Source organism: Empedobacter sp. UBA7494 (assembly GCF_002478465.1).
In the GTDB taxonomy this organism is placed as follows: domain Bacteria; phylum Bacteroidota; class Bacteroidia; order Flavobacteriales; family Weeksellaceae; genus Empedobacter; species Empedobacter falsenii_B.
Genome location: NZ_DLOC01000072.1, coordinates 1 through 24,699 on the forward strand (window position 1 = coordinate 1; position 24,699 = coordinate 24,699).

Annotated in this window: 21 protein-coding genes; 10 read left to right on the forward strand and 11 right to left on the reverse strand. The window is 31.1% G+C overall.

Going from position 1 to position 24,699, the window contains the following annotated elements; genetic code table 11:
- Positions 1-542, forward strand: a 542-nt coding sequence (locus tag B4E95_RS08555; RefSeq protein ID WP_291091157.1) for a hypothetical protein, incomplete at its 5' end; no start/stop codon positions are given.
- A gap of 54 nt (positions 543-596) precedes the next feature.
- On the opposite strand, the gene B4E95_RS08560 is transcribed toward B4E95_RS08555, so the two are convergent.
- Genes B4E95_RS08560 through dnaN form a run of 3 tightly spaced genes read right to left on the reverse strand, consistent with a single transcriptional unit; the run spans position 597 to position 4,629 of the window.
- A complete protein-coding gene (locus B4E95_RS08560; RefSeq protein ID WP_291064245.1) occupies positions 597-1,031 on the reverse strand; it encodes an META domain-containing protein in 435 nt (144 codons plus the stop codon).
- Positions 1,032-1,044: 13 nt separating this feature from the next.
- Positions 1,045-3,474 carry a phenylalanine--tRNA ligase subunit beta gene (gene pheT, locus B4E95_RS08565; protein WP_291091159.1) on the reverse strand — a complete coding sequence of 810 codons (2,430 nt, stop codon included), beginning with the start codon at positions 3,472-3,474 and terminating at the stop codon, positions 1,045-1,047.
- 36 nt (positions 3,475-3,510) lie between these two features.
- Positions 3,511-4,629, reverse strand: a complete 1,119-nt coding sequence (dnaN, locus tag B4E95_RS08570; protein ID WP_291072352.1) for a DNA polymerase III subunit beta — start codon at positions 4,627-4,629, stop codon at positions 3,511-3,513.
- A gap of 268 nt (positions 4,630-4,897) precedes the next feature.
- On the opposite strand from dnaN, the gene B4E95_RS08575 reads away from it, so the two are divergent.
- The 4 genes from B4E95_RS08575 (at position 4,898) to B4E95_RS08590 (ending at position 9,452) form a co-directional block, all read left to right on the forward strand.
- Positions 4,898-5,176, forward strand: a complete 279-nt coding sequence (locus tag B4E95_RS08575; protein ID WP_038337243.1) for a GNAT family N-acetyltransferase — start codon at positions 4,898-4,900, stop codon at positions 5,174-5,176.
- A 6-nt stretch (positions 5,177-5,182) separates the two neighbouring features.
- Positions 5,183-5,809: a carbonic anhydrase gene (locus B4E95_RS08580; protein ID WP_125350240.1), complete on the forward strand. Its 627-nt coding sequence runs from the start codon at positions 5,183-5,185 to the stop codon at positions 5,807-5,809.
- 63 nt (positions 5,810-5,872) lie between these two features.
- Complete coding sequence (locus tag B4E95_RS08585) at positions 5,873-8,698, forward strand: hypothetical protein (RefSeq protein WP_291091161.1); 2,826 nt, start codon at positions 5,873-5,875, stop codon at positions 8,696-8,698.
- Positions 8,699-8,702: 4 nt separating this feature from the next.
- Positions 8,703-9,452 (forward strand): SDR family NAD(P)-dependent oxidoreductase, encoded by a 750-nt coding sequence (locus B4E95_RS08590; RefSeq protein WP_291091163.1) that lies wholly within the window; start codon positions 8,703-8,705, stop codon positions 9,450-9,452.
- A 47-nt stretch (positions 9,453-9,499) separates the two neighbouring features.
- Here the strand turns inward: B4E95_RS08590 and B4E95_RS08595 are convergent, their stop codons facing one another.
- Both B4E95_RS08595 and B4E95_RS08600 read right to left on the reverse strand, forming a co-directional pair.
- Entirely contained in the window at positions 9,500-9,958 is a 459-nt protein-coding gene (locus B4E95_RS08595; RefSeq protein ID WP_221854632.1) for a GNAT family N-acetyltransferase, read from the reverse strand.
- 48 nt (positions 9,959-10,006) lie between these two features.
- Positions 10,007-12,373: an outer membrane beta-barrel family protein gene (locus B4E95_RS08600; RefSeq protein WP_291091166.1), complete on the reverse strand. Its 2,367-nt coding sequence runs from the start codon at positions 12,371-12,373 to the stop codon at positions 10,007-10,009.
- Positions 12,374-12,495: 122 nt separating this feature from the next.
- On the opposite strand from B4E95_RS08600, the gene B4E95_RS08605 reads away from it, so the two are divergent.
- The gene (locus tag B4E95_RS08605) at positions 12,496-13,818 is read left to right on the forward strand and encodes a sensor histidine kinase (protein ID WP_125350246.1); all 1,323 of its coding nucleotides are present in this window, start codon (positions 12,496-12,498) and stop codon (positions 13,816-13,818) included.
- Positions 13,808-14,485 carry a response regulator transcription factor gene (locus tag B4E95_RS08610; RefSeq protein WP_291064252.1) on the forward strand — a complete coding sequence of 226 codons (678 nt, stop codon included), beginning with the start codon at positions 13,808-13,810 and terminating at the stop codon, positions 14,483-14,485. Before B4E95_RS08605 ends, B4E95_RS08610 begins: the two co-directional genes overlap by 11 nt.
- A gap of 89 nt (positions 14,486-14,574) precedes the next feature.
- Here the strand turns inward: B4E95_RS08610 and gdhA are convergent, their stop codons facing one another.
- Together gdhA and B4E95_RS08620 are read right to left on the reverse strand one after the other, a co-directional pair.
- Positions 14,575-15,924 carry an NADP-specific glutamate dehydrogenase gene (gdhA, locus tag B4E95_RS08615; RefSeq protein WP_291064253.1) on the reverse strand — a complete coding sequence of 450 codons (1,350 nt, stop codon included), beginning with the start codon at positions 15,922-15,924 and terminating at the stop codon, positions 14,575-14,577.
- Between the two features lie 198 nt (positions 15,925-16,122).
- Complete coding sequence (locus B4E95_RS08620) at positions 16,123-16,713, reverse strand: DUF937 domain-containing protein (protein WP_291064254.1); 591 nt, start codon at positions 16,711-16,713, stop codon at positions 16,123-16,125.
- A gap of 104 nt (positions 16,714-16,817) precedes the next feature.
- On the opposite strand from B4E95_RS08620, the gene B4E95_RS08625 reads away from it, so the two are divergent.
- Positions 16,818-17,852, forward strand: coding sequence for a GyrI-like domain-containing protein (locus B4E95_RS08625; RefSeq protein ID WP_291091168.1), 1,035 nt, complete (start codon positions 16,818-16,820; stop codon positions 17,850-17,852).
- Positions 17,853-17,941: 89 nt separating this feature from the next.
- On the forward strand, positions 17,942-20,767 hold the full coding sequence (uvrA, locus tag B4E95_RS08630; RefSeq protein ID WP_291091170.1) for an excinuclease ABC subunit UvrA: 2,826 nt from the start codon (positions 17,942-17,944) through the stop codon (positions 20,765-20,767).
- Positions 20,768-20,811: 44 nt separating this feature from the next.
- On the opposite strand, the gene B4E95_RS08635 is transcribed toward uvrA, so the two are convergent.
- A complete protein-coding gene (locus B4E95_RS08635; protein ID WP_291061227.1) occupies positions 20,812-20,946 on the reverse strand; it encodes a hypothetical protein in 135 nt (44 codons plus the stop codon).
- Positions 20,947-21,177: a hypothetical protein gene (locus tag B4E95_RS08640; RefSeq protein WP_291075649.1), complete on the reverse strand. Its 231-nt coding sequence runs from the start codon at positions 21,175-21,177 to the stop codon at positions 20,947-20,949.
- A 424-nt stretch (positions 21,178-21,601) separates the two neighbouring features.
- Between B4E95_RS08640 and B4E95_RS08645 the strand changes: the two genes are divergently transcribed.
- Positions 21,602-22,066, forward strand: coding sequence for a Dps family protein (locus B4E95_RS08645; RefSeq protein ID WP_291061223.1), 465 nt, complete (start codon positions 21,602-21,604; stop codon positions 22,064-22,066).
- Between the two features lie 109 nt (positions 22,067-22,175).
- Here B4E95_RS08645 and B4E95_RS08650 read toward each other — a convergent pair whose 3' ends face one another.
- Together B4E95_RS08650 and B4E95_RS08655 are read right to left on the reverse strand one after the other, a co-directional pair.
- Positions 22,176-22,502: a YegP family protein gene (locus B4E95_RS08650; RefSeq protein WP_114999163.1), complete on the reverse strand. Its 327-nt coding sequence runs from the start codon at positions 22,500-22,502 to the stop codon at positions 22,176-22,178.
- A 127-nt stretch (positions 22,503-22,629) separates the two neighbouring features.
- Positions 22,630-24,579 (reverse strand): KUP/HAK/KT family potassium transporter, encoded by a 1,950-nt coding sequence (locus B4E95_RS08655; RefSeq protein WP_291091172.1) that lies wholly within the window; start codon positions 24,577-24,579, stop codon positions 22,630-22,632.
- Positions 24,580-24,699: the final 120 nt, after the last annotated feature.

Below are 24,699 nucleotides of genomic sequence, written 5' to 3' on the forward strand. Positions count from 1 at the left end.
TAATATTTTACTTTTCTACATTAAGTTTAAATGCTCAGATTTTAGAGAAAAAATATATTAAAATTAATGATAAATCAGTTTTGGAGGTTATAAATAATAACAATATAATTTTAAAATATCCAATTATCTATGGCGATTTAATTAAAACAAAGAATTTTTTAAATCTTGAATATGAAATTAAAAATGATACTTTAAATTATATTGAAGATGGGATTAATAAAACTTTTTTAATAAAGGAAAAAATGTTAATAAATTACTCAAATCAAGATGTATTTATAAAGGAGGAAGAATATTTGAAAAGATTAACACTTGTTATCTTTGATAATGAAAATTTTTATATCAGATTTCCTAAAACTTCGAATGGGATAATAGTTGAAGATTATATTAATAATGATTCTGAAGTTTTAAATAATAAATTAAAAAAGAAACTTAAAAATATTAATAAAAATAAATATAATGTTGAGATTATTAAAGGATTTGAAGCTATAGAAAAATATGGATATGAGGGAATTAATGGTGTAATAGTTATAAAGAAAAAATAAACCACAAAAAAAAGCGCTCTAAGAGCGCTTTTTGATTTTATAATTGATTAAAACTTACAAAGTTTTTAATGTCAATAATAAGATATTTCCTTTGTAAAGATGTAATTCTTTTCCAGAAACTTCGTAACGATTTACACTTTTCAACATCGATAAAAATGCTTTTTCTTCTTGCAAATTAGGACAAGCCATTTTGGTTTCAGAAAAATTAACAAAGCTTGTTACGCCGCTAACTTTTGTAAAAGTAGCATTGAAATTGTTGCAACCCGCAAAACCACTTACAGTCGAATTCGCTTCGTCAATAACCAACATTACGTCCTTATCGTACAAACCTTTTACTACGTTGTTATCGTTGATCAAATACCAATTTTGATTTGAAATCGAAACTTCCGATTTAGGTTTAATTTTAGCAGTACTTGCACTTGTAGAACAAGAAGTTGCTATAAAACTCATCAAAATAGTTGCTGAAAATAAAGTTACAATCTTTTTCATTTTTCGGAATATATTATCTCAACTCAGCGTTGAATTTTTCTTGATACAATTTGATTAATTTATTCATTAAACCATCAATTTCTTGATCGCTTAATGTTTTATTTTCGTCTTGAATCATAAAACTTAAAGCATACGATTTTTTACCAGCTGGCAATTTATCTCCTTCGTAAACGTCGAATAAATTAACGGCTTTCAACAAATTCGTTTTGACTTCTTTTGTCGCTTTGTACAATTCTTCATATTTCACAGAAGAATCAAGCAATAAAGCTAAATCTCTACGAGAACCTGGGAATTTAGAGATTTCTTTGTATTTCAAATCGTGTTTGTTTGCTAAAGCAACCATTGCATCCCAATTTAATTGAGCAAAGAAAACATCTTGATTAACGCCTAATTTTTTTGCTAATTTTTTGCTGATGATTCCAAGTTTTCCTAATGATTTTTGATCAGAAACAAATTCAATTCCATCTAAGAAATTATCATCTTTTGCAGGTAACTCATCTGTAATTTGAATATCTAATCGAACAAAAATTTGTTTAATCAAACCTTTCAAATCAGCAAATGAAGCTTTACGTAAATTACCTGTCCACGATTCGCTATTAAAGTTTCCTGAAAGAACGATTCCTAAACATTTATTTTCTTCGTAAATACCATCAATTTTGCGATAAACTTTCCCAAATTCGAACAATTTAACATCCGAATTACGACGATTGATATTGAACGCAACATTTTCTAATAAACCATTCAACAAAGTGCGACGCATTACAGCTAAATCAGCAGAAAGAGGATTTAACATTGCAACACTTTCACCTTCTGGATAAAAGAAAATTTCTTCGTATTCTCTTTTCGTTAACGAGTTATTCATCGCTTCATTGAATCCGAAAGAAATCAATTGACGCGCAATAAAATCTTCGATTTTATCTGGACTAACTTTTTGATTTGGAACATAAGAAAACGAAAATTTTGAAGGAATTTCGATATTATCGTATCCATAAATCCTCAAAATATCTTCAATCAAATCTACATCACGTTGTACATCTACACGATAAGCTGGAACTTCTAAATCTAAAATTCCATCATTTTCTGACAAAATTTTAATTTCTAAATTTTCTAAAATCGATTTGATTTTATGTTCTGGAATTTCAACTCCTAATAATTCAACCACTTTATGTAAACGTAATTTTACATTAAAGTTTTGAATTGGATTTTCGTAAATATCATCAATATTAGATGCAATTTCAGCGCCAGCGATTTCAACTAACATCATCGCAGCTTTTTTCAATGCATCGATTGTTGTGTTAGGATCAATTCCACGTTCAAAGCGGAAAGAAGCATCTGTATTCAAAGCATGTGCTTTTGCACCTTTACGAATTGTTACAGGTTCAAAATATGCTGATTCTAAGAAAATAGTTGTAGTAGCATCCGAAACTCCAGAATCTTTTCCTCCGAATACTCCTGCAATACACATTGGATGATTTTCGTTGCAGATCATCAATTCATGTCCTTTTAATGTACGTTCAACGCCATCTAAAGTTGTGAATTTTGTTCCTTCTGCTAATTTTTGAACGATCACTTTATTTCCTTCAATTTTAGCTGCATCAAAAGCATGTAAAGGTTGTCCTAAATCGTGTAAAATGTAATTGGTAATATCAACCACATTATTAATTGGTGATAATCCAATAACTTGCAAACGATTTTTTAACCAATCTGGCGACTCAGCAACTTTTAGATTTTTTAAGTAAACACCTGCATAACGAGGCGCTGCTTCTGTATCTTTAACCTCGATAGAAATAGGACTTTTTCCGAAATCTGTCGTAGGATAATTTGAGACATCATATGTTTTGAATGTTGACGCGATATCACGAGTTTTAAGCGCAGCATGTAAATCACGCGCTACACCGAAATGTGACATTGCATCCGCACGATTTGGCGTTAAACCAATTTCGATTTCGTGGTCAACTTCATCATTTTTTCCGAAAAGATCAAACGTAGAAGTTCCAGGTTTTAAATTTTCTGGTAAAACTAAAATACCAGAATGATCTGTACCAATTCCTAATTCTACTTCAGAACAAATCATTCCGAAAGATTCTTCACCACGAATTTTTGCCTTCTTGATTTTAAATTCACCATCAGGAGAAGGTAAAACCGTTCCGACAGTTGCCACAGGTACATTTTGACCCGCTGCAACATTAGGAGCTCCACAAACAATTTGCGTTTCTTTTCCATCTCCTAAATCTATTTTAGTAACTTTTAATTTATCTGCATTCGGATGAGGTATAGCTGATAGAACTTTACCAACTAATACGGTTTCCAAATAATTTTTAGCTCCACCTACTTGCTCTACACCTTCTACTTCTAGACCCGTACTTGTAAGTGTTGAAGACACTTCATCAAGTGTTATATCTGTATCAATGTAGGTTTTTAGCCAATTGTATGAAATTTTCATTGTATTGTATAAATGAATTTTATGTATTCTTTTTGATTATGCGTTTAACATAACTGGCATAACTAACATTAAGATTTCTTCGCCATCTTCTAGTCCATCAACTGGTTTGATGATTCCTGCACGATTTGGCTCAGACATTTCCAATGTTATTTCTTCTGATTGTAAATTGTTCAACATTTCGATTAAAAAACGAGAATTGAAACCGATTTGTAAGTCAGTTCCGTTGTAATCACAAGGAAGTCTTTCTTCTGCTTTGTTTGCAAAATCGATATCTTCAGCAGAAATTGTCAATGAATTTCCAATTAATTTTAATCGGACTTGGTTTGTAGTTTTGTTAGAGAAAATTGCCACACGTTTCAAAGATGTTAAGAATAAGTTTCTGTTAATCGTTAATACATTTGGATTTTCTTTTGGAATTACCGCTTCATAATTAGGATATTTACCATCAATCAAACGACAAGTTAACACGATGTTTTGGAATGAAAAACGTGTATTTGTATTGTTATATTCGATTGTTACATCGTCATTATTTCCTCCTAAAATATTTTTCAATAAGTTAAGTGGTTTTTTCGGCATAATATATTCAGCAGCTTGTAAATTGTCTAAGCCATTGCGAGTATATTTTACCAAACGATGCGCATCTGTAGCAACAAAACGGAAAATATCTGCATTTGCTTGGAAGAAGACTCCTGTCATAATTGGACGTAATTCGTCGTTTCCTGTTGCAAAAATAGTTTTGATAATTGCTTCTGATAAAATGCTTGCACTAAGTGTTGTAGAGCTTGCGTCTTCGATATCTGGAGTTTGAGGATATTCGTTTGCGTCTTCGAATGCTAACTGATAATTTCCTTGTTCTGAAACAATTTCCAACGTATTTCCTTCTTTTTGGATAAAAGTAAGCGGTTGAGCTGGGAAAGTTTTCAACGTATCAGTTAAGATTTTTGATGGAATTGCAATTTTTCCATTATCATTAGACTCAACTTCTAAAGTTGTTGAAATTGTTGTTTCTAAATCAGAACCAGTGATAGTTAATTGGCTACCATCCAATTCGAATAAAAAATTATCAAGGATTGGTAAAGTATTATTAGAGTTAATAACCCCTCCGATTAAGTTAACATTTTTTAATAACGTGTTGCTCGATACAATAAATTTCATATGAAGAATATTTCCTTAAAATATCTAACAAATGTAATAAATAATCAAGTAAAAAACTCAAACCTATACATTAAATATTATATAGAATGGCTTGTTATTGATTATCAAATAGAAAGATGATTGTAAATTGATTGTTATTATTTGTTTAAATTTTTTTTGAATTAAAAACTTTTCACCCGTAAATTTGTCTTGTATATCGAGACTTTTAACAAATCTTTTTGACCAAATCTCATCCAAAAAGATTAATTTGAATTTAAAATACTATTCTATGAAAATTGAATTGAATTTAGAAGGAAAAAATGGCGTTTTTATACTTCTTGATGAGAATAATAAAGAAGTTGGCGAATTAACTTTTATGCTGAAAGAAGAACAAATGTTGATTAATCATACAGGTGTTAATCCTGAATTGAGAGGGCAAGGTTTGGCAGAAAAGTTAGTGTTAGAAGCTGTAGATTACGCAAGAAAAAATCAGTTGAAAATCATACCATTTTGTAGTTATGTGAGCGTTTATGTTGGTAAACATCCAGAAGTGCAAGATGTAATTTAGAAAATTATGAATTTAGAAAAAGTTTTTGAACACAACCAAGAGTGGGTAAATAAACGTTTAGGACAAGACGAGCAATATTTTGATAAGCTTTCGGCTGGTCAAAATCCAGAAGTGCTTTACATTGGTTGTTCGGATAGTCGTGTGACGGCAGAAGAATTGTTGGGAGCGGAGCCAGGTGAGGTTTTTGTACACCGCAATATAGCGAACATGGTAATTAGTTTGGATATGAATACCACTTCTGTTTTAGACTATGCGGTAGAACACCTAAAAGTGAAACATATTGTAGTTTGTGGACATTATAATTGTGGTGGGATTAAATCTGCAATGATTCCGAAAGATTTAGGAATTATGAATCCTTGGTTGCGTAATATTCGTGATGTTTATCGTTTACATTCAGAAGAATTGAATGCAATCGAAAACGAAGGAATGCGTTACAACCGTTTGGTAGAGCTAAATGTACAAGAACAATGTGTAAATGTGGTAAAAAATCCTTTTGTACAACGTGCAATGGAAAATGGATTAGAAGTACATGGTTGGGTGTTCGATTTGTTTACTGGAAAATTAATTGATTTGAATTTAAACTTCGATAAAATCTTAGAAAATATCAAAGAAATCTACGATATCAACGAATAAATTTAACATTTTGTTATATCTGGTATAATAATTGTTCTTAAGACTGTTAACCAAACTATATCAATGATTAACAACCGTTGGATAAAAAAAATAGGTATCGCTTTAATTTCAATTATTGCGGTACTTTTTATTTTAAGTTTTTACATCTCCTATTTTCTGAATGATCGACTTCCAAAAATCATTGCAGAAAAAAACGATACCGCTTATAATCTGACTTACGAAGATTTGAGCTTTTCTATTTTTAATTCGTCTTTATCACTAAAAAATGTTGAAGTTTCTCCAAAAGATTCGTTGTTAATAAAGGATTCGATTGACGCAACAGGAAAAGTGAAAGAAATAAATATTGTCGGTATCAATTTTATAAAATTAATTACCAAAAAAGAAGTTGCAGCATATTCAATCAACATCAATAATCCTTCTGTAAATTATTATCTCAAAGAGAAAAAAGATTCGGTCAAAAAAGATACAGCACAATCCAAAGTTGGGCAAAGTATAGATGTTTCCAATGTGAATATCAACAATGGCGAGTTTAATTTGTATTCTCAATCAGGAAAAAAACATATAGCAAATGTTTCTAATTTTTCGATCGATTTTGATGGCGTTCGTTTCAATGAGCGAACAGCGGACAAAAAAATTCCGTTCAGATATTCTGCTTTTGATATCAAATTAGATTCGATGTTTTTTGTGGTAAAAGATCAACAATTGATTAGAGCACGAAAAGTTCGTTTTAATGAAACTGATTTTGAGTTGGATAATTTCTTGATGAAACCGCTTAAAATGAACGGAAAAATGTACGTTCCAAACGATTCTGAAAATGATTTATTGGATATTGAATCACCACTTCTTTCGCTTTCTAAGATGGATTGGGGATTTACTTCAGAAGATAAATTATATTTTAAAACAGATTTAATCAAATTCAAAAATCCAAAAATTACCATTATTTCTGCCAAACCTGAGAATAAAGTTGAGAAACAATCAACTAAAAAAGTAAGCATAAAAACGGAAGATGCGGAGTTAATTAATATCAAAAAATTACAAATAGAAAATGGTAAAATTCGTTCACTCTTCTCGAATGCAAAAACGGTAAAATATGCAATAAATAATGTGTCGTTAAATATCGAAGGAATAAAAATGAATGCGTTGACGCGAACAAATGATATTCCGATTGATTATAAAACTTTCCGTATTAAGTTGGATTCGATGTATTATCGATTGAATGAAATGCACACGTTAACAGCATCTAATTTTGATTTGACAGAAAAGAAATTGATTCTGAAAAATTTCAAAATGAAACCATTAATTTCAAAAAATCAATTTAATCGAAATTATACAAAATCAAACACATTATTAGATGTCGAAGCACCAATTTTGACGTTAAATAATAACAGTTGGGGAATAAAAAATGGTGATTTCTATTTTCATACAAATTCAATCAAATTGGATGAGGTAAATGTGAAAATCATTGATCAAAAGAATGAAAAAGTTATTGCGAAGAAAGTTGAAAATGTAACAGAAAAGTTCTTGATTAATTTTAATCTTGGAATTGATACGATTCAAATCAAGCAATCGCGTTTTATTGCTTCACAAAAATTTGATTTCAATAATGTTAATTTGACGGTTTTAGGATTGAAAAATGATTATGGGAAAGAACTTCATGTTAATCATGTTATTTTCAAAAATCCAAAATTTACGATTTATGGACAGCCAAGACGAGTGGCGCAGCGCGAAGGAAAAACCTCAAAAGAGTTTAATGATGTTATAAAAGTTGATAAAATTTCGTTGGTAAATGGACATTTAGATGTGGTTCCTTATAAACAAAAAACGCCGAATTTAACATTGAAGCAAATTCAGTTAGCGTTTAATCAAATCAATGTTGATCCAAAAACTATTCAAGAAGCAATACCATTTTCGTATAAATCTGTGTTGTTAAAATCTTCAGGAATTGATTTCGATTTAGGAAAAACGTATAAGATAAATACTGGAGCTTTGCAATTTCAGAATGGAAACTTGACGTTGAATCAATTAAAATTAACGCCAAAACTTTCTCGAAAAGCGTATACAGCTTCATTGAAAAAACAAGCCGATTTATATACAGTTTCTGTCGAGCAATTACAAGGAAATAGAATTCAGTGGGGAATTTCGCCGTCAAAAGATTTCTTTTTGAAAGCGAATCAAATAAAATTGAACCAGCTTTATGCGAATATTTATAGAAGTTTGGTTCCGCCTGATGACACAAAACGTAAAACAATGTTTTCGCAAAAATTACGTGAAATGAAATTCGATTTAGGGGTGAAGCAATTGCAATTGGTCAATTCTAAATTAGAATATGAGGAAGAAACTGAAAAAAGTATCGGAACAGGAAAATTGACGTTTTCGTCTATAAATGCAACGGTTAAAAATGTTAACTCGGGTTATCGTAAAAAATCGCTGCCAGATGTTGATGTTGATTGGCGTTCAGAGTTTATGAATGGTGATTTGCGTGCAAATTGGACATTTAATCCAATGAATCGTTCAGAGAAATTTAATATCAATGGTTCAATTTCAAAACTTCCTGCAAAAAATCTTGATCCTTTTGTGAAACCGTATCTTAAGGTTTCTGTAGACGGATTTTTCAATCAAATAAAATTTAATTTTGATGGAAATGATAAAGCTGCAAGCGGAAATTTTGGAATAGATTATCAAGATTTGAAAGTGAATGTTTTGCGTGATGATGGTTCGAAAAGAAAATTTTTGTCGGCTATAGGAAACGCTGCTGTAAAGAATGATTCGCGTGGAAAAATGAAAGAAGAAAAAGTAGAAAATATCGAACGAAAACAGGATAAATCATTTTTTAATTTCTTTTTAGCTTGTATCTTAGACGGTCTTAAAAAAGCACTTTTAATAATTTAAGAAAATGAATAGAACAGTCTTCATAACCGGAGCAACATCTGGCATAGGAATGGCGACAGCAAAGAAATTAGCACCAAATTATCGTTTAATTTTGTGTGGGCGCCGTCAAGAACGATTAGATGAAATTCAGGCAGAATTGAGTCAAATTACGGACGTGAAAACCATTCAATTTGATGTTCGAGACAAGGAAGCTGTTTTTAATGCAGTAGAAAGTTTAGAAAATGAATGGAAAAATATTGATATCTTAATCAATAATGCGGGAAATGCGCACGGATTAGCACCTTTTGATACAGCTGATTTGGAAGATTTGGAAGCAATGATTGATATCAATGTAAAAGGATTAATTTACGTTTCGAAAGCAATTATTCCAATTCTTAAACAATCATCAAATGCGCATATCATCAACATTTCGTCGATTGCAGGAAAAGAAGTTTATCCAAATGGAGGAACATATTGTGCGTCGAAAGCGGCGGTAGAATCGTTGAGTAAAGGAATGCGTTATGATTTGTTGCCTTACGGAATCAAAGTTTCCAATATTGCACCAGGAGCAGTAGAAACAGAATTTTCTTTGGTTCGTTTCAAAGGAAATCAAGTACTTTCGGATAATGTATACAAGGGTTTTGAGCCATTGGTTGGAGAGGATATTGCAAATGCAATAGAGTATTTGTTGCAACAACCAGAACATGTACAAATTGCCGATGTTACAATTTTTCCAAAAGCGCAAGCTGGAGGAACTGTTATTTATAAAGGATAAAATTTTAAAAATATATTCATTTGAAAGCCTCTATTTTAGAGGCTTTTTTAGTTCAATATTTTCTCATAACAAACACTTTCTTCGATGTCTTTGTATTGATCGTAATTTTCGATTCTTGTGTAATCACATCGTTCATACAACGAGATTGCTTCGGGTTGTTTCAATCCAGTTTCCAAAATACATCGTTCATAATTTAATTCGATTGCCCAATTTTCTAATTCATTCAGAACTTTAGCCGCAATTCTATTTCCTCTATAATCAGGATTTACATACATTCTTTTCACTTCCATGGTCGTGTCAGAATAATGTTTTATAGCGCCACAACCAACAGGATTTTCGTTTAAATAGGCTATAACAACGTGATTTATTTTGTCAACTTTATTGTATTGCGAAAAGAAAGAATGAAATTCGCCATCTCTTATCGCTAAATCTTTATCTAATTCTATTACTAATTCTTGAAAATCTTTGTTAGATGAATTTGTTCGAATGATTTTTACTGAATTCATTTTATTGCTTTTCCTCAAATTTAATAAAACTTAAGTTTTTTTGTAACGCTAAATTCTATTTTGTTCCGCTGTTTTTTGTGCTTGTTTCGCTTCTTTTACTTTCTGATTTCCGAAATTATATTTCAAATTCAACATAAAGTATTGTGTATCGCGATAATCTTTGAAATATTGATTTTGATTTGCGTATTTCGTGGAAATTGTATTGCGATCGGTTTTAAAAATATCATTGAAAACTAAACCAATTTCGAAACGTTTATCCCATATTTTTTTGTTTAAAATCAAATAGGTGTTTTGAGAAGAACTAATATCAAACGAACCTTGAATTGCCTTCGAATTATATTGATATCCAGCCGAAATATTAAATGTTTTTGCTTTGTCTAAATCCAATTGAGTGCTCAATGAAAGGTGATAAAAAAAGACATCGTTTTTGTATTGCAGATTATCTGGCCCAAAATAATAGTTTTGATTATATTCTCCCATTGTAAATAAATTCAGTTTCCACCACGATTTTAGATTAAAATTTTTCGAAAGATTTGCTCCAAAAGCTTCTCCATTTTTGATGTTTGTAAAATGATAAACTGTTTCGAAAGTTTCAGGATTTTGAATAGAAATTTCCATCGTTGGATTTTTCTCGTATCGATAATAGGCTTCAAAATTCCAATCTTTCAAAGTGTAAGATAAACTCAAATTGTGGATAATCGTAGAAATCGCATTGGCATCGCCCTGAAAATAAGAAAACAGATTGTAATATGATTTTGAAGGATTCAAGAAATTATAATCTGGTCGATCAATTCTTTTTCCATAATTCAAACCAATTTGTCCAGCATTTTCAAAATTATATAGTACATATAAAGTTGGAAAAAGATCGGTATTTGTTCGTTTATTTTGGCTAATTGGATTATCAGAAATCGTATTTATAAGAGCTATTTCAGATCTCAAACCAGCTTTTGCTTCCCATTTTTTCCATTTGTAATTTCCAGAAATATATAAGGCGAAAATCTGTTCTTTGTAATTAAAAATATTACTTTTTTCGGGTTGATATTCGATTTGATTTTGGATCGATTCAAAGAAATCCAAATCATTATCATTCTTTACAAAACTATATTTCGCTCCCGCTTCCAAGCCGAAATTTTCATTAGTGAAACTATAATCAATTTGTGTAGAAAATAGATTCAATTTTTGAAGTGCAGCACTCAAAAAACGATTTTCTTCATAAGGTTTATCTTTGAAATTCAGTTTTGTTAAAACATCTTGATTTTCTTTGTAATAACGATGACTAAAATTGTTACTCCAAGTCAAATTATTTTTCGCAATTTTTTTGTCATAAACCAAATACGTATTAAAATTATTTGAAGCTTCGCGACGATGATTTTGTGTTTTATAAAATGATTCAAGTTGATTATTTGTTGTATTGTAAATATTTGTCGGAACGTTATAATTCCCAATTGAAGCAGGATTTCTAGAACCATTTATTCCAAACTGAAAATTCTGTAAACTATCAATTGAATATTGAGAAGCAAAGTTGTAAATATGTTGTTGTTTCGCAACTGTTCGACGAATCATGTCACTTTCCCAGCGTGTCTGATCTTTTTCATAAGTTGTTACATCAAAATTCTTGCGAACATATTTTCCATTCACAAAATAATAACTTCCTGTCAATTGCCATTTTTCTGTATTGTAAGATTGGGTAGTACCCAGCATTCCTTTGCTATAAATAGATTGATGATAACGTGTCGCAATTTGTCCTTTGTAACCAGAAAGCACATTTTTCTTCATTTTAATATTTATAATCGCGCTTCCAGAAGCTTCATATTTTGCAGGCGGATTGGTAATGACTTCAACCGAAGAAACTGTTGCACCATCAGTATTTTCCAACAATTGTTTCAAATCATCTTGGGACATTAATGTTTTTTTATCATTAATTGTGACTAAAATTTGCGTATTTCCTCTCACACTTAACTGTTCATTTTTTAGAAGAACATTTGGCGTGTTTTTCACGATATCCCAAGCACTTAAATTTTGCAAAGGCGTATTTTCGACATTAAATTCTATTCGATCAATTTTTCGTTTCAACAAAGGTTTTTGACTAGAAAAAACAACGTCTTTTAAGTTAATTGTTTCATCTTTTTGAAGCGTAATAATCAAAGAGTTTTCTGAGTTAGCTTGATATGTCTTTTCAAATTCTTGGTAACCAAATTCTTTAATGTAAATTGTAAATGATTGTGCTTGATGAAGCTCAAAATTAAATTCGCCATTTTCATTCGATTCAGCTACAATTGGATCTTGTGAAGGAATTTCAACTTCAATAGAACTATTTTTGATTGGTTGATTTTGCTCATCGATAATTTTTCCAGAAATAATTTGTGCAAAAATTAAATTTGGAAGTAGCAGAAAAAATGTTATTACTATTTTCATGGTTCAGATTTTTAACAAATCTCTTTCAAGTTTCGATTTTACTTGGTTAATGAACGGTTAACGATGAGTTAATGTGTAATTTATGTGCGAAAACAATGTATTTTTGAATTGATGGAAAGCTTATGAAATTATCTAAAAAACATTATACATTTATTTTCTCTTTTGCATTGATCGTTTTGGTTGCATTGCAAGGGTATTATATCTACAATTTGTATCGATTGATTGAGAAAGATATGAATAAAGAGGCGTGTGAAATTGGAGTTAAAGTGATGAATTTTATGTCAAAATATGAAACAGATTCTAATGATGATAAGATTTTAGATTATTTCAAAAAACTGAATCATGATGAAAAAAAACAGTTTGATGAATTACAAATAATTCGAACGAAAGTAGATTATAATTATGAGATTTATACGCCAATTGTAGATTCTCTATTAGACGTTTATTCTAAGGAAAATAATTTTGAAATAGCGCTTCGTACAGATGTTTATTCGGTTTATGATGAATTGAATCATAAAGAACTATTGCCAAAGAAAAAGTATGTGATTTACGAAACGACAAATAAAATTGCGAAACCAACTAATATTAATCAAAGTGTTTGGTCATCGGATGATATTAGTAATCAAACAGATTCTGATTTAGGAATTAATAAAAATGAACGCCATAAATATAAAATTAGAGGAAAGACAGATTTTGAATTGCTGAATTTGAAATTTTTAATTCTCAAGAAAATTATTCCTTTAATCATTGTGAGTTTGTTGATTGTTGGATTAATTGTCTTTTTGTATTGGAAAAGTCTTAAAAATTTATCGAAACAAGAAGAAAAAATCAATCAATTACATTTGACAATAGACTCTATTGCGCATGAATTGAATACGCCAATTACGACGATGAAATTTGCTTTGCATCAAGTTCAACATCCAGAAACGCAACAAATGATGAACAGACAAATTAATCGTTTGGAGCAAACTGTTGATTCTATTTTTGTAAAAAATGACGAAAATTCTGAATTGTTAGATGAGGTTATTTTGAATGAAATTATCCAAAAGATTCAACTTCAATATCCAGAAATTAAACTTATTAATCAAAGTATTTTCGAGAAAAATAATGTACTGAAAACAAACGATTTTAAACAAATTGCTCAGAATTTAATTGAAAATTCAGTCAAATATGGAGCTACTGAAATTGTATTAGATTTTAAATTTCAAAAAAAAATAACATTGAATTTTTCGGATAATGGAATTGGAATTCCAACCAATGATTTGCCTCTTATTTTTGATAAATATTATCGTGTGAATCGTTCTATTAACCAAAATGTAAGCGGTTTGGGTGTTGGATTATTTTTGGTCAAGAATACAATCGAACGATATTTAGGAACAATTAACGTTCAGAATAATAAAGACAAAGGTGTTCAATTTTTAATCATTTTGCCGAATGAAAACTAAATTAATTTTAGTAGAAGATGATCAAGATTTGGGAACTGTTCTCAAACAATATCTAGAATTTTCTGATTTTGAAGTGACTTGGTTTGATCATCCACAAAAACTATTGAAGGAAATAGAATCGTTGGAATCAGCTCAATTAATCATTTTTGATGTCATGTTACCCGAAATTGATGGTTTTTCTTTGGCGAAAAAATTAGCCGAAACCATTACAATCCCATATTTGTTTTTGACTGCTAAGGCGCAAAGTTTTGATCGTGTTTTAGGGTTGAAATTAGGTGCAGATGATTATATCACAAAACCTTGCGATCCTGAAGAATTGGTCTTGCGAATAAAAAATATTTTGAAACGAAATCAACCTGTTTTAGAAGAATTGATCAAAATTGGAGCTTATGTTTTTCTTCCAAATCAATTGCAATTATCTTATCAAGAAGAAAAATTTCAGTTAACAGAAAAAGAAGCAGAATTGTTGAGTTTCTTGATTCAGAATAATCAAAAATTAGTGAGTCGTAAAGAGATTTTAGAAAAAATTTGGGGCGAAAACGATTATTTTATGGGTAGAAGTTTGGATGTTTTTATGACACGTTTGCGCAAATATTTTCAGAACGATGAAACCATAAAATTTGAATCTGTTCGTGGAATTGGCTTTAAAATTAATTTTCCACTCTAAAAAAATAAAGCTGAACAGAAGTCCAGCTTTAATAACAAACAATTGAATTCTAAATTCAGTAAAGGGAACCGAATTTTATAAATGGATTTTTATATTCCTTGAGCAATCATAGCATCGGCAACTTTTACGAAACCAGCTATATTAGCGCCTTTGTAATAATTTATATTTTCTTGAAATTCACCTTTTCCATATTTTTTACATTGGTGATGAATTTTTATCATAATTTCTTTTAATCGATAATCTACTTTTTCTCTGTTCCAATTTTGACGGATCGAATTTTGAGACATTTCCAATCCAGAAGTTGCAACACCACCAGCATTCGCAGCTTTTCCAGGACCGTATAAAATTTGATGATCCAAAAAATAATGAACCGCTTCGGGAGTTGTTGGCATATTAGCACCTTCGGCAACCAATTTGCAACCATTGAGATGTAAAGTTTGCGCATCTTGTAAATCCAATTCGTTTTGTGTTGCACATGGCAAAGCTATATCACAAGGAACTTTCCAAGGATTTTGGTCGGAGAAAAAATTAGCGTTTGGATAATAATCAACATACTTTGAAATTCTATCGTAATCATCATTCTTAATTTTGAAAATGACATTTAGTTTTTCTGTATCAAAACCGTCTTCATCATAAATATATCCAGAAGAATCAGAAAGTGTAACCACTTTTGCGCCTAATTCCAGAGACTTTTCAGCAGCATATTGTGCAACATTTCCAGAACCAGAAATAGAAACTGTTTTTCCTTTTAAGGTTTCTTTTTTTTCGGCTAACATACATTCTACAAAATATAATAAACCATAACCAGTAGCTTCTGGGCGAATCAAAGAGCCACCATATTCTAATCCTTTTCCAGTTAAAACACCTGTAAATTCGTTTCGCATTCGTTTGTATTGACCAAATAAATAACCAATTTCTCGTCCTCCAACGCCAATATCACCAGCAGGAACATCGACATCTGCACCAATATGACGAGATAATTCGCTCATAAAAGATTGGCAGAAGCGCATAATTTCCATGTCCGATTTTCCTTTTGGATCAAAATCAGAACCACCTTTTCCGCCACCCATAGGTAAAGTTGTCAAGCTGTTTTTGAAAACTTGTTCAAAAGCTAAGAATTTAAGAATAGAAAGATTAACAGATGGATGAAAGCGCAAACCACCTTTATAAGGACCAATCGCAGAATTCATTTGTACACGATAACCTTTGTTGATTTGGATTTCGCCTTTATCATCAACCCAAGTTACTCTAAACTGAATAATACGTTCTGGTTCTGCAATTCTTTCAAGAATTTTGAACTTTTTGTATTTAGGGTTTTCTTCTACAAATGGTAAAATGGTTTCGGAAACTTCTTCAACTGCTTGTAAAAATTCTTTTTCGTTAGGGTTTTTTGATTTAATTCTTTGAATGAATTTTTCTGAGTAAAATAAAGTATCCATGTTATTTGTGTTTGAATATTGATAAAATTACAATCAATAATAAAAAAACAACATATTTCTTAAAGTAAACTTTTGATATTTATGAAGTTGATAATTTTGACTGCTCAGAATCTTTAGGTTGATAATTTTTGAAACAAAAAAAGTAGGAAAATTTCCTGCTTAATAAATTTTGTATTTTTATTCAGTTTAAGACAAGACTTATTTTTTGAAAAATCCACCCAATAAACTCATGGCATCTCCAATTCCTAATTGTCCATCACCATCCTGATCTAACAATTTTTCGAAACCTCCTAAATTTACTCCGCTTTGGTTTGTTTGAGTTGTAGAACCACCAACTAAACCGCCTAATAATCCAGCAATCCCATTTGAATCTAATCCAGCAGATTGTTTTTGTTTACCCAAGTAGCCCATTACAATTGGCGCAACTAACGCTAAAATTTGAGTAACTTGTTCTGTATTCAATCCAGATTGTTGAGAAATTGCAGATTCTACATTTTGTTGTTTATTTCCTAAAACGTGACCTAAAATTCCTAATCCATCTTGTTGGTTTCCTCCTTGACCTAAAAATCCAGAAAGATTATCCAAAATACACCCGTCATGTTGATTCAAAGCATTCGAAATTCCTTCAGCACCTCCGCTTTGAGCATTTTTATTTAAAGCAGACAATAAAAAAGGTACAGCTGCTGCAACAGCAATTTGAGCTTGTGATTCATTAATCCCTAATTGTTTTGCAGCAGAAGCAAAAATTTGTTGTCCCATTGCACCTTGAATTAAATTAGTAAAGTCCATAAGTTTATATTATTTACTCAAATATACTATTTTTAACAGATTAATTCAGATTAATATTAAGAGTCCTACAAAGTATTTCTATTTTTGTACAATCAATTTTGTAAATGAAACAAATAAATCTTTTTTTAGTAATCATTATTGCGGTTTTGGCTTTATTACCAATCGTTTTACCGAATCGTTTCGACGAAGAAATGCAATATGAATTTGATGCACCTGTTGGTTTGGTGTACGACGAATTTTATAATCTTCGTCAATTCTCGAAATGGCAACAATTTACAGCTTCGGATTCTTTGACAATCAAGAAATTTTCGAATACAAAAGAAGAGGACGAAAATTATATGATATGGGATTCAGAAGATGCTTCAATTGCTTCAGGAAAAGTAACGATTGAAAATTTTTCGATTAATCGTTTCGTTAATTATACGATAAAATATGATGGTTGGGAAAAATTAGATAGTTTGAATGTCAAATTTGAACAACAAGAAAATGGGAAAACAACTACAAAATTGAATTATTTAAGTCAAGAAATTCCTTATTTCTACCGCTATTTTGCTTTTTTCAAAAATCCTGAATCTAAATTTGAAAAATCTTTGGATAACCTAAATCAAAAAGTGAAAGTTAGATTAGATAAGGATCAAAAAGAAGGACGATTGAATTATGGTGAATATCGAATTGTAGAATTAGGTCGAACAAATTTATTTGCGATTCGTAAACAGTCAAGTTTAGCAGAAAAAGATATAATGGATAAAGTGGATGGCGCTTTTGAGGTGATTTATAAATCGTTAATGAATAAAGATGAAGGTGGTTTTGATTTCGATTTAGGTTTCCCATATGTCTACTTTACTGATTTTGATAAAGAAAAAGATAAGACAATATTTTTTGCTGGAATACAATTAATAGAAGATTTGCCTTTGCAAAAGGACATGAAAAAAGTAGTTGTTCCTGGTGGAGATTATTTGTTGACATTGCATTTAGGACCTCGTTCTAAGCGTGCGCAAACAATCGAAAAAATGAAGAATTATGCAAAATCTAAAAAACTACAACTGGATACAAAACAATTAGAAATTATGTTAAACGATCCGAAGGAAACAGATAGTTTAAAACTAATTTCTCGAATTTATATTCCAATTAAAAAATAATAAATACTTAAGAATTAACAATTTTTAAAGTACACTTAGCCACAGTAATGTGGCTTTTTTTGTATTTTTGCAACTTCTTACAAACGAACATGGACAAAGATTTTATTGAAGTTTACGGTGCACGTGAACATAATCTAAAAAATATTGATGTAAAGATTCCTCGAAACGAGCTTGTGGTAATCACGGGTTTAAGTGGAAGTGGGAAATCTTCGTTGGCTTTTGATACGATTTATGCAGAAGGACAACGTCGTTATATCGAAACTTTTTCGGCTTATGCACGTCAATTTTTGGGAGGTTTAGAACGTCCAGATGTTGATAAAATTGATGGTTTGTCGCCTGTTATTGCAATTGAGCAAAAAACGACCAATAAAAATCCACGTTCTACTGTTGGTACAATTACAGAAATATATGACTTTCTTCGTTTGTTGTATGCGCGTGCTTCTACCGCTTTTTCAGTCGAAACAAACGAACAAATGGTTGCTTATACAGAAGAGCAAATCATTGAGTTGATTCGAACACAATACAGCGAGAAGAAAATTGCGATTTTAGCGCCAATTGTACGTTCAAGAAAAGGTCATTATCGAGAGGTTTTTGTGACATATTCTAAAAAAGGTTTTCTTGAAATGCGCATTGATGGTGAGTTGAAAGATATTGCACCAGGAATGATGTTAGATCGTTACAAAACGCATGATATCGAATTGATGGTGGATAAAATGTTGCTGAATGATAAGGTGAACGATCAACGTTTGCGTTCAAGTATTGATCATGCAATGCAGCAAGGAAACGGAATTACGATGATTTTGGATTATGAAACCAATGAAACCAAATTCTTTTCTCGCTCGTTGATGTGTCCGTCGACAGGAATGTCATATGCATTGCCAGAACCGAATACATTTTCGTTCAATTCGCCAAAAGGAGCTTGTCCAACTTGTACAGGTCTAGGTGAGTTGAAAGTGGTTAATCACGAAAAATTATTTCAAGATAGCGAAAAATCGTTGTTTGATAATTTGGAAGAATTATTTGAAGCGTTAAAATCATCTTCTCGAATAGAAAAACAATTGGAAGCGATTTTTGTCAAACATAATATAGACCAGAAAGTAGCGTTCAAAAAACTTCCTCAAGCATTGATTGATGATGTAATGAATGGTTTGAAAGAAACATTGAATGTTGATCTTAAGTTTGCATCAGTCAAAAAAACATATAAAATTGATTTTGAAGGATTGAATGAATTTCTTTCTGAAATTATGGAAGATAAAAATAATCCGTCTTCAAGTTCGATTAACAAAAAGTTTGGAAAGAAAGTTATTTGTCCAACTTGCGAAGGAAAACGTCTTAAAAAAGAATCGCTTTTCTTCCGAATTGACAATAAAAATATTGGTGAAGTTGCGGAAATGGACCTTCAATCGTTGCAAAAATGGATTGAAAACGCACCAGTTTCGATGACGTCGAACCAACAACAAATTGCGCATGAGATTCTGAAAGAAATTTATACACGTTTATCTTTTTTATTAGATGTAGGATTAGATTATTTGAGCCTTAATCGTTCTTCTAGAACACTTTCTGGAGGCGAGGCGCAGCGAATTCGTTTGGCAACGCAAATTGGTTCTCAATTGGTGAATGTTTTGTATATTTTAGATGAGCCAAGTATTGGTTTGCATCAACGCGATAATGTCAGATTGATAGATTCGTTAAAGAAATTACGCGATATCGGAAATTCGGTTTTGGTTGTAGAACACGACAAAGACATGATCTTGGAATCGGATTATGTGGTTGATGTTGGACCAAAAGCAGGAAAAAATGGTGGTCAAATCGTTTGGGAAGGCGAGCCAGAACAAATGTTAAAATCAAATACATTAACATCAAAATACTTAAACAATCAGTTGCAAATCGAAGTTCCAAAAGAACGTCGAAAAGGTAATGGGAATGAATTAAAACTTTTTGGAGCATCTGGAAACAACCTGAAAAATGTAAATCTTACCATTCCTTTAGGAGAGTTGGTTGTAGTTTCGGGTGTTTCAGGTTCTGGAAAATCAACGTTGATTAATGAAACGTTGTACAGAATTCTGAATCAACATTTCTTTAGAGCAGAAAAAGATCCAATGCCTTACAAAAAAATTGAAGGTTTAGAGCATTTGGATAAAGTAATCGAAGTGGATCAATCCCCAATTGGTCGTACGCCTCGTTCTAATCCTGCGACTTATACAGGAATTTTCTCTGATATTCGTATGTTGTTTACAAATTTACCTGAAGCCAAAATTAGAGGTTACAAACCTGGACGTTTTTCGTTTAATGTAAAAGGTGGACGTTGCGAAACTTGTCAAGGAGCTGGTTTGCGTGTGATTGAAATGAATTTTTTACCTGATATTCATGTCGAATGCGAAACATGTAATGGTAAACGTTTTAATCGTGAGACGTTGGAGGTTCGTTACAAAGGAAAATCGATTTCGGATGTGTTAGAAATGACGGTTAATGAAGCGGTAGAATTCTTTGAAGCGATTCCGAAAATATATCGTTATGTCAAAATGTTGCAAGATGTAGGTTTGGGGTACATCACGCTTGGTCAGCAGTCGACAACATTGAGTGGAGGAGAGGCGCAACGTGTGAAATTAGCAACAGAATTGGCAAAAAAACAGACAGGAAAAACAATTTATATTTTAGATGAACCGACAACAGGTTTGCATTTTGAAGATGTAAATGTGTTGATGAAAGTGATTAATAAAATTGTGGAATTTGGAAATACGGTTATCATCATCGAGCATAACTTAGATGTGATAAAGTTGGCTGATTATGTGATTGATATTGGTCCTGATGGTGGAGGTAAAGGAGGTAAAATTGTCGCCGAAGGAACACCAGAAGAAATTGCTAAAAATTCTAAAAGTGTGACAGGAAAATTTTTAAAAGACGAATTGAAATAAATAAAAAAAATCCATCTAAAAACTTTAGATGGATTTTTTATGACTTATAATCCGATTGAAACGCCCATAAAAGGTTGTAATCCTGAAGAAAATATACTTTCGTTTTCTTTGTATAAAACATTGTACATCACACCAGCTTGAAATCTTACAGGCCCGCTCGATTGATATCCAGCTCCCAACTATAACGCAGATTCGTCCATGTTAGCTTCATAAATACTGTTGTAATATGGCGTACGATCGTTGTACTTTTGTTTTCCTGTGTAGTATATATAATTGGCTCTCAAGAAAATATTTTCGATTGGAAAAAAGTTAATGTAAGGACCAACATTAAACAAATTTTGCTTTAAATAGTCATCTTTCGCATACTGATAACCTGCTGTCGCACCCAATTCTAAATTGTTTGCAACCATCTATCCAACACTTGGAGAAATATTAAACCCTAAAATAGCTATTATTCCCAAAAGATAGTCACAAACCACCTCCAAAACGCCAATTATTATTAAGCGTTTAATTTTGATTAATTTGAGAAAAAGCAGTATTGCTTAGGGTTAAAGAAATGATAAATAAAAGTAACTTTTTCATAGAAATTTAATTAATTTTTAACTTTTAAAAATGGCTCTAATTGAAAAAACCACTATAAATTTGTCTCATCAAAAATAGTAATTCTGTTTTTAAGTAAACATCATTATTTATTTTAAGTTAATTCGCATCGTTCATAGTTTTTAATTATAAAAGAATAGAAATAAGATTTAATAAATCTATAATTCATTCGTTTTCTGGTTCTATATTTGCATTAGTAAAGTTAATCAAATAGACAATATAAAATTTAATCATATGAAATTATTATCGTCAGAAAAAAAACAAAAAATCGCTGATATTTTAATTAAATTATTAGCTGATGAACATATTTTATACTTAAAAACAAGAAATGCACATTGGAATGTAGAAGGTCCTGATTTTCAGACAATACATGTGTATTTTGAATCGTTATATAACGAGTTACAAATTGTTATAGATGATGTTGCAGAAAAAATTCGTCAAAAAGATGTTTATGCACCAGCAACTATGGCAGAGTATTTGCAGTTAGCTCACTTATCAGAAACAAGAAAAACTAAAAACAAAGATAGTTTAAGTTTTATTGCTGATTTACTACACGATCACGAAGTTATTATTGACTTTTTGGCGCAGGCTGTAGTAGAAATTGATGAGTTTCATGATATCTCAACTTCGGATTTCTTAGTTGGTTTATTAGAACAACATCAAAAAACTGCTTGGATGCTTAGATCGCATCTAAAATAAAGTTGAACATTATTTTACTTCATAAGTTTTTAGTGTTAATTCATATTAGTGTTAATTAGGTTGAGCCTTGGATTTATCCAAGGCTTCAGCTTTTTATAATGGTTTGTAATTAACCTTCTACTTCTTTTACTTCTGCATCAGCAGCGTTTGTTTTTACAGAAGCAATTCCATTTTTAGCACCAGATTCAGTTTCGTACGATTGGCTTGTTCCAATTACTTGCCCATTTGTTGCCTTTAAATTGAAATGCCATTTACCCGAAGAACCTTCTTTTAATTCGTATTTAGAATCATCTTGAGAATTTTTGCGAACAGATTCAATTCCATTTTCGCAGCTTGCTTTTTGTTTATAACCTTCGCTTGCTAAAATATTTTGTCCATTTTTAGCTTTCAAACGAAAACGATATTCTCCTGCTTTGTCTTGATAAATTTCGAACATAATTTAATTTTTTATAAATATTTTATCTTGTTGATTGATATAAATTTATAAAAATTATTTGATAATTATCAATATTGAAATATTTACAAAAAAATCCTGAAAATAATTTTTCAGGATTTCTATTCTTTTATTGAATTCTTTTTAAATCGTCAATATTATGTTTGTGCATATAAAGAGGAATGTGTTCTACAACAACGTCGTTCTTCTCTAGACCAAAAGATTTCGGAATGTTGAATTCTATTTTCTTTAAAAGATAATAAATTTTCAGTGTGAAAAATTCTTTCATACTTAATTTGGTTTCAATTGAAGGGAATTTTTCAATCAAAATAAATTTCATATCAGGATCTTGATTGTATTTTTTCAAACATGTACTCAAATATTTTAACTCTAATTCTCCATTTGCATACATATCGTTAATTACTTTTTTGATATATTGTTCTGTTTTTGGCTGAACTCTAAATCCTACATTAAATGTAATTCGATATATTTTTTGATTGACAATTGGCAATATTTTATAGTTCAACGTATAAGGTTCACTATCTCGGTTAATGTTTATAAACCAATAGACATCTGCTCGTTTTGGACGTTTTGATAAAATAGATTGAATACTGTATTTCTCGATATTTTTCGGATTCGTAGATTTCGTTAAGTAAAACAAGAAAGTCGAATATTTATTGATTGTTTTATCTTCGCTCAATTCTGTTAATACATTTGCGTAGCGCTTTATTTTTACGAATTCTAAGTTTCGAGAATTAAGGATTTTTCCATAAAAACTACAATACATTATTACAAAGAACAGCCATCCCATTAATAAAGCTAAATATCCACCATCAACAAATTTGATCACATTTGCTACGAAAAATGAAGATTCTATTGCTACGAATATCGATAAAATTGCCACAATAAATACTTTGTTGAATTTTGTATAATAATTAAGATAATAGGATAACAAGAAAGTCGTCATTAACATGGTAACCGTTATGGCAAGACCGTAGGCGGCTTCCATATGGGACGAATCTCCGAAATATAGAACGATAAAGACACAGCCAGCCCATAACATAAAATTGATTGTAGGAATGTAAACTTGGCTTTTGTGTTCGTTTGGTTGAATAATTAATGTTCTTGGCCAGAAACCTAAGTTAATTGCTTCATTGATTAATGTAAAAGATCCTGTAATCAAAGCTTGTGATGCAATAATAGCTGCACCCGTGGCAATACAAATTCCAGGAATTAAGAACCAATCTGGCATCATTTCGTAGAAAGGATTTCTACCGTCTAATATAGGGTTGTCTTGGTGCATTAACCAAGCTGCTTGCCCTAAATAGTTTGTTACTAAACAAATTTTAACGTACAACCAACTAATTCTAATGTTTTTTCGACCACAATGTCCTAAATCGGAGTATAACGCTTCTGCACCTGTTGTACACAAGAATACAGCGCCAAGAATCCAGAATCCGTGAGGATAATTCATTAACAAGTTATACGCGTAATAAGGATTTAATGCTTTGATGATACTTGGATGATGTACAATATGTAAAACTCCTAAGCCTAGAAGCATTGTAAACCATAAAACCATAAATGGTCCAAATATTTTTCCTACTTTATTTGTTCCAAATCGTTGGAAGAAAAATAACATCGAAAGGATGAAGATTACAATAGGTATGGTAGGTAGATTTTCGAGTCCGTTTAGCATTCGTAGTCCTTCAACAGCGGAAGAGACGGAAACGGGGGGAGTGATAATTCCATCGGCGAGCAAAGCAGAAGCTCCAATGATAGTAGGAATAATTAGGTTTTTACCTTTTTTCTTGATTAATGAATACAAAGAAAAAATTCCTCCTTCGCCATCATTATCCGCTTTTAGTGTCAACCATACATATTTGATAGAAGTCTGAAAACACAAAGTCCAAAAAACACATGATACGCCTCCGTAGACAATGCTCTCTTCAATCACGCGAGTCTCGCCAATTATCGCTTTCATTACATATAAAGGACTTGTTCCAATATCACCGTAAATGATTCCAAATGCGATTAATAGCGTTGCCGCTGTTACTTTGTTCATCGTATGGTTTGATTCCATAAGCAGTATTTTAAAATTTCTACGAATGTATGCCGTTGAAAAGAGATTAAACAATCTTATTTATTTATAATATAAAACCAACATTATATTTATTTTCGATACTAAATATGACGTATTTTT

Coding starts and splice junctions, on each gene's coding strand:
- B4E95_RS08640 (WP_291075649.1), bottom strand. CDS start 21,177: ATGGTTGCAAACAATTTAGAATTGGGTGCGACAGCAGGTTATCAGTAT.
- B4E95_RS08580 (WP_125350240.1), top strand. CDS start 5,183: ATGAATTTAGAAAAAGTTTTTGAACACAACCAAGAGTGGGTAAATAAA.
- dnaN (WP_291072352.1), bottom strand. CDS start 4,629: ATGAAATTTATTGTATCGAGCAACACGTTATTAAAAAATGTTAACTTA.
- B4E95_RS08625 (WP_291091168.1), top strand. CDS start 16,818: ATGAAACAAATAAATCTTTTTTTAGTAATCATTATTGCGGTTTTGGCT.
- B4E95_RS08585 (WP_291091161.1), top strand. CDS start 5,873: ATGATTAACAACCGTTGGATAAAAAAAATAGGTATCGCTTTAATTTCA.
- pheT (WP_291091159.1), bottom strand. CDS start 3,474: ATGAAAATTTCATACAATTGGCTAAAAACCTACATTGATACAGATATA.
- B4E95_RS08650 (WP_114999163.1), bottom strand. CDS start 22,502: ATGTTCGAAATTTATCAAGACAAAGCAGGAGAATATCGTTTTCGTTTG.
- B4E95_RS08605 (WP_125350246.1), top strand. CDS start 12,496: ATGAAATTATCTAAAAAACATTATACATTTATTTTCTCTTTTGCATTG.
- B4E95_RS08645 (WP_291061223.1), top strand. CDS start 21,602: ATGAAATTATTATCGTCAGAAAAAAAACAAAAAATCGCTGATATTTTA.
- B4E95_RS08600 (WP_291091166.1), bottom strand. CDS start 12,373: ATGAAAATAGTAATAACATTTTTTCTGCTACTTCCAAATTTAATTTTT.
- gdhA (WP_291064253.1), bottom strand. CDS start 15,924: ATGGATACTTTATTTTACTCAGAAAAATTCATTCAAAGAATTAAATCA.
- B4E95_RS08560 (WP_291064245.1), bottom strand. CDS start 1,031: ATGAAAAAGATTGTAACTTTATTTTCAGCAACTATTTTGATGAGTTTT.
- B4E95_RS08590 (WP_291091163.1), top strand. CDS start 8,703: ATGAATAGAACAGTCTTCATAACCGGAGCAACATCTGGCATAGGAATG.
- B4E95_RS08610 (WP_291064252.1), top strand. CDS start 13,808: ATGAAAACTAAATTAATTTTAGTAGAAGATGATCAAGATTTGGGAACT.
- B4E95_RS08575 (WP_038337243.1), top strand. CDS start 4,898: ATGAAAATTGAATTGAATTTAGAAGGAAAAAATGGCGTTTTTATACTT.
- B4E95_RS08655 (WP_291091172.1), bottom strand. CDS start 24,579: ATGGAATCAAACCATACGATGAACAAAGTAACAGCGGCAACGCTATTA.
- B4E95_RS08595 (WP_221854632.1), bottom strand. CDS start 9,958: ATGAATTCAGTAAAAATCATTCGAACAAATTCATCTAACAAAGATTTT.
- uvrA (WP_291091170.1), top strand. CDS start 17,942: ATGGACAAAGATTTTATTGAAGTTTACGGTGCACGTGAACATAATCTA.
- B4E95_RS08620 (WP_291064254.1), bottom strand. CDS start 16,713: ATGGACTTTACTAATTTAATTCAAGGTGCAATGGGACAACAAATTTTT.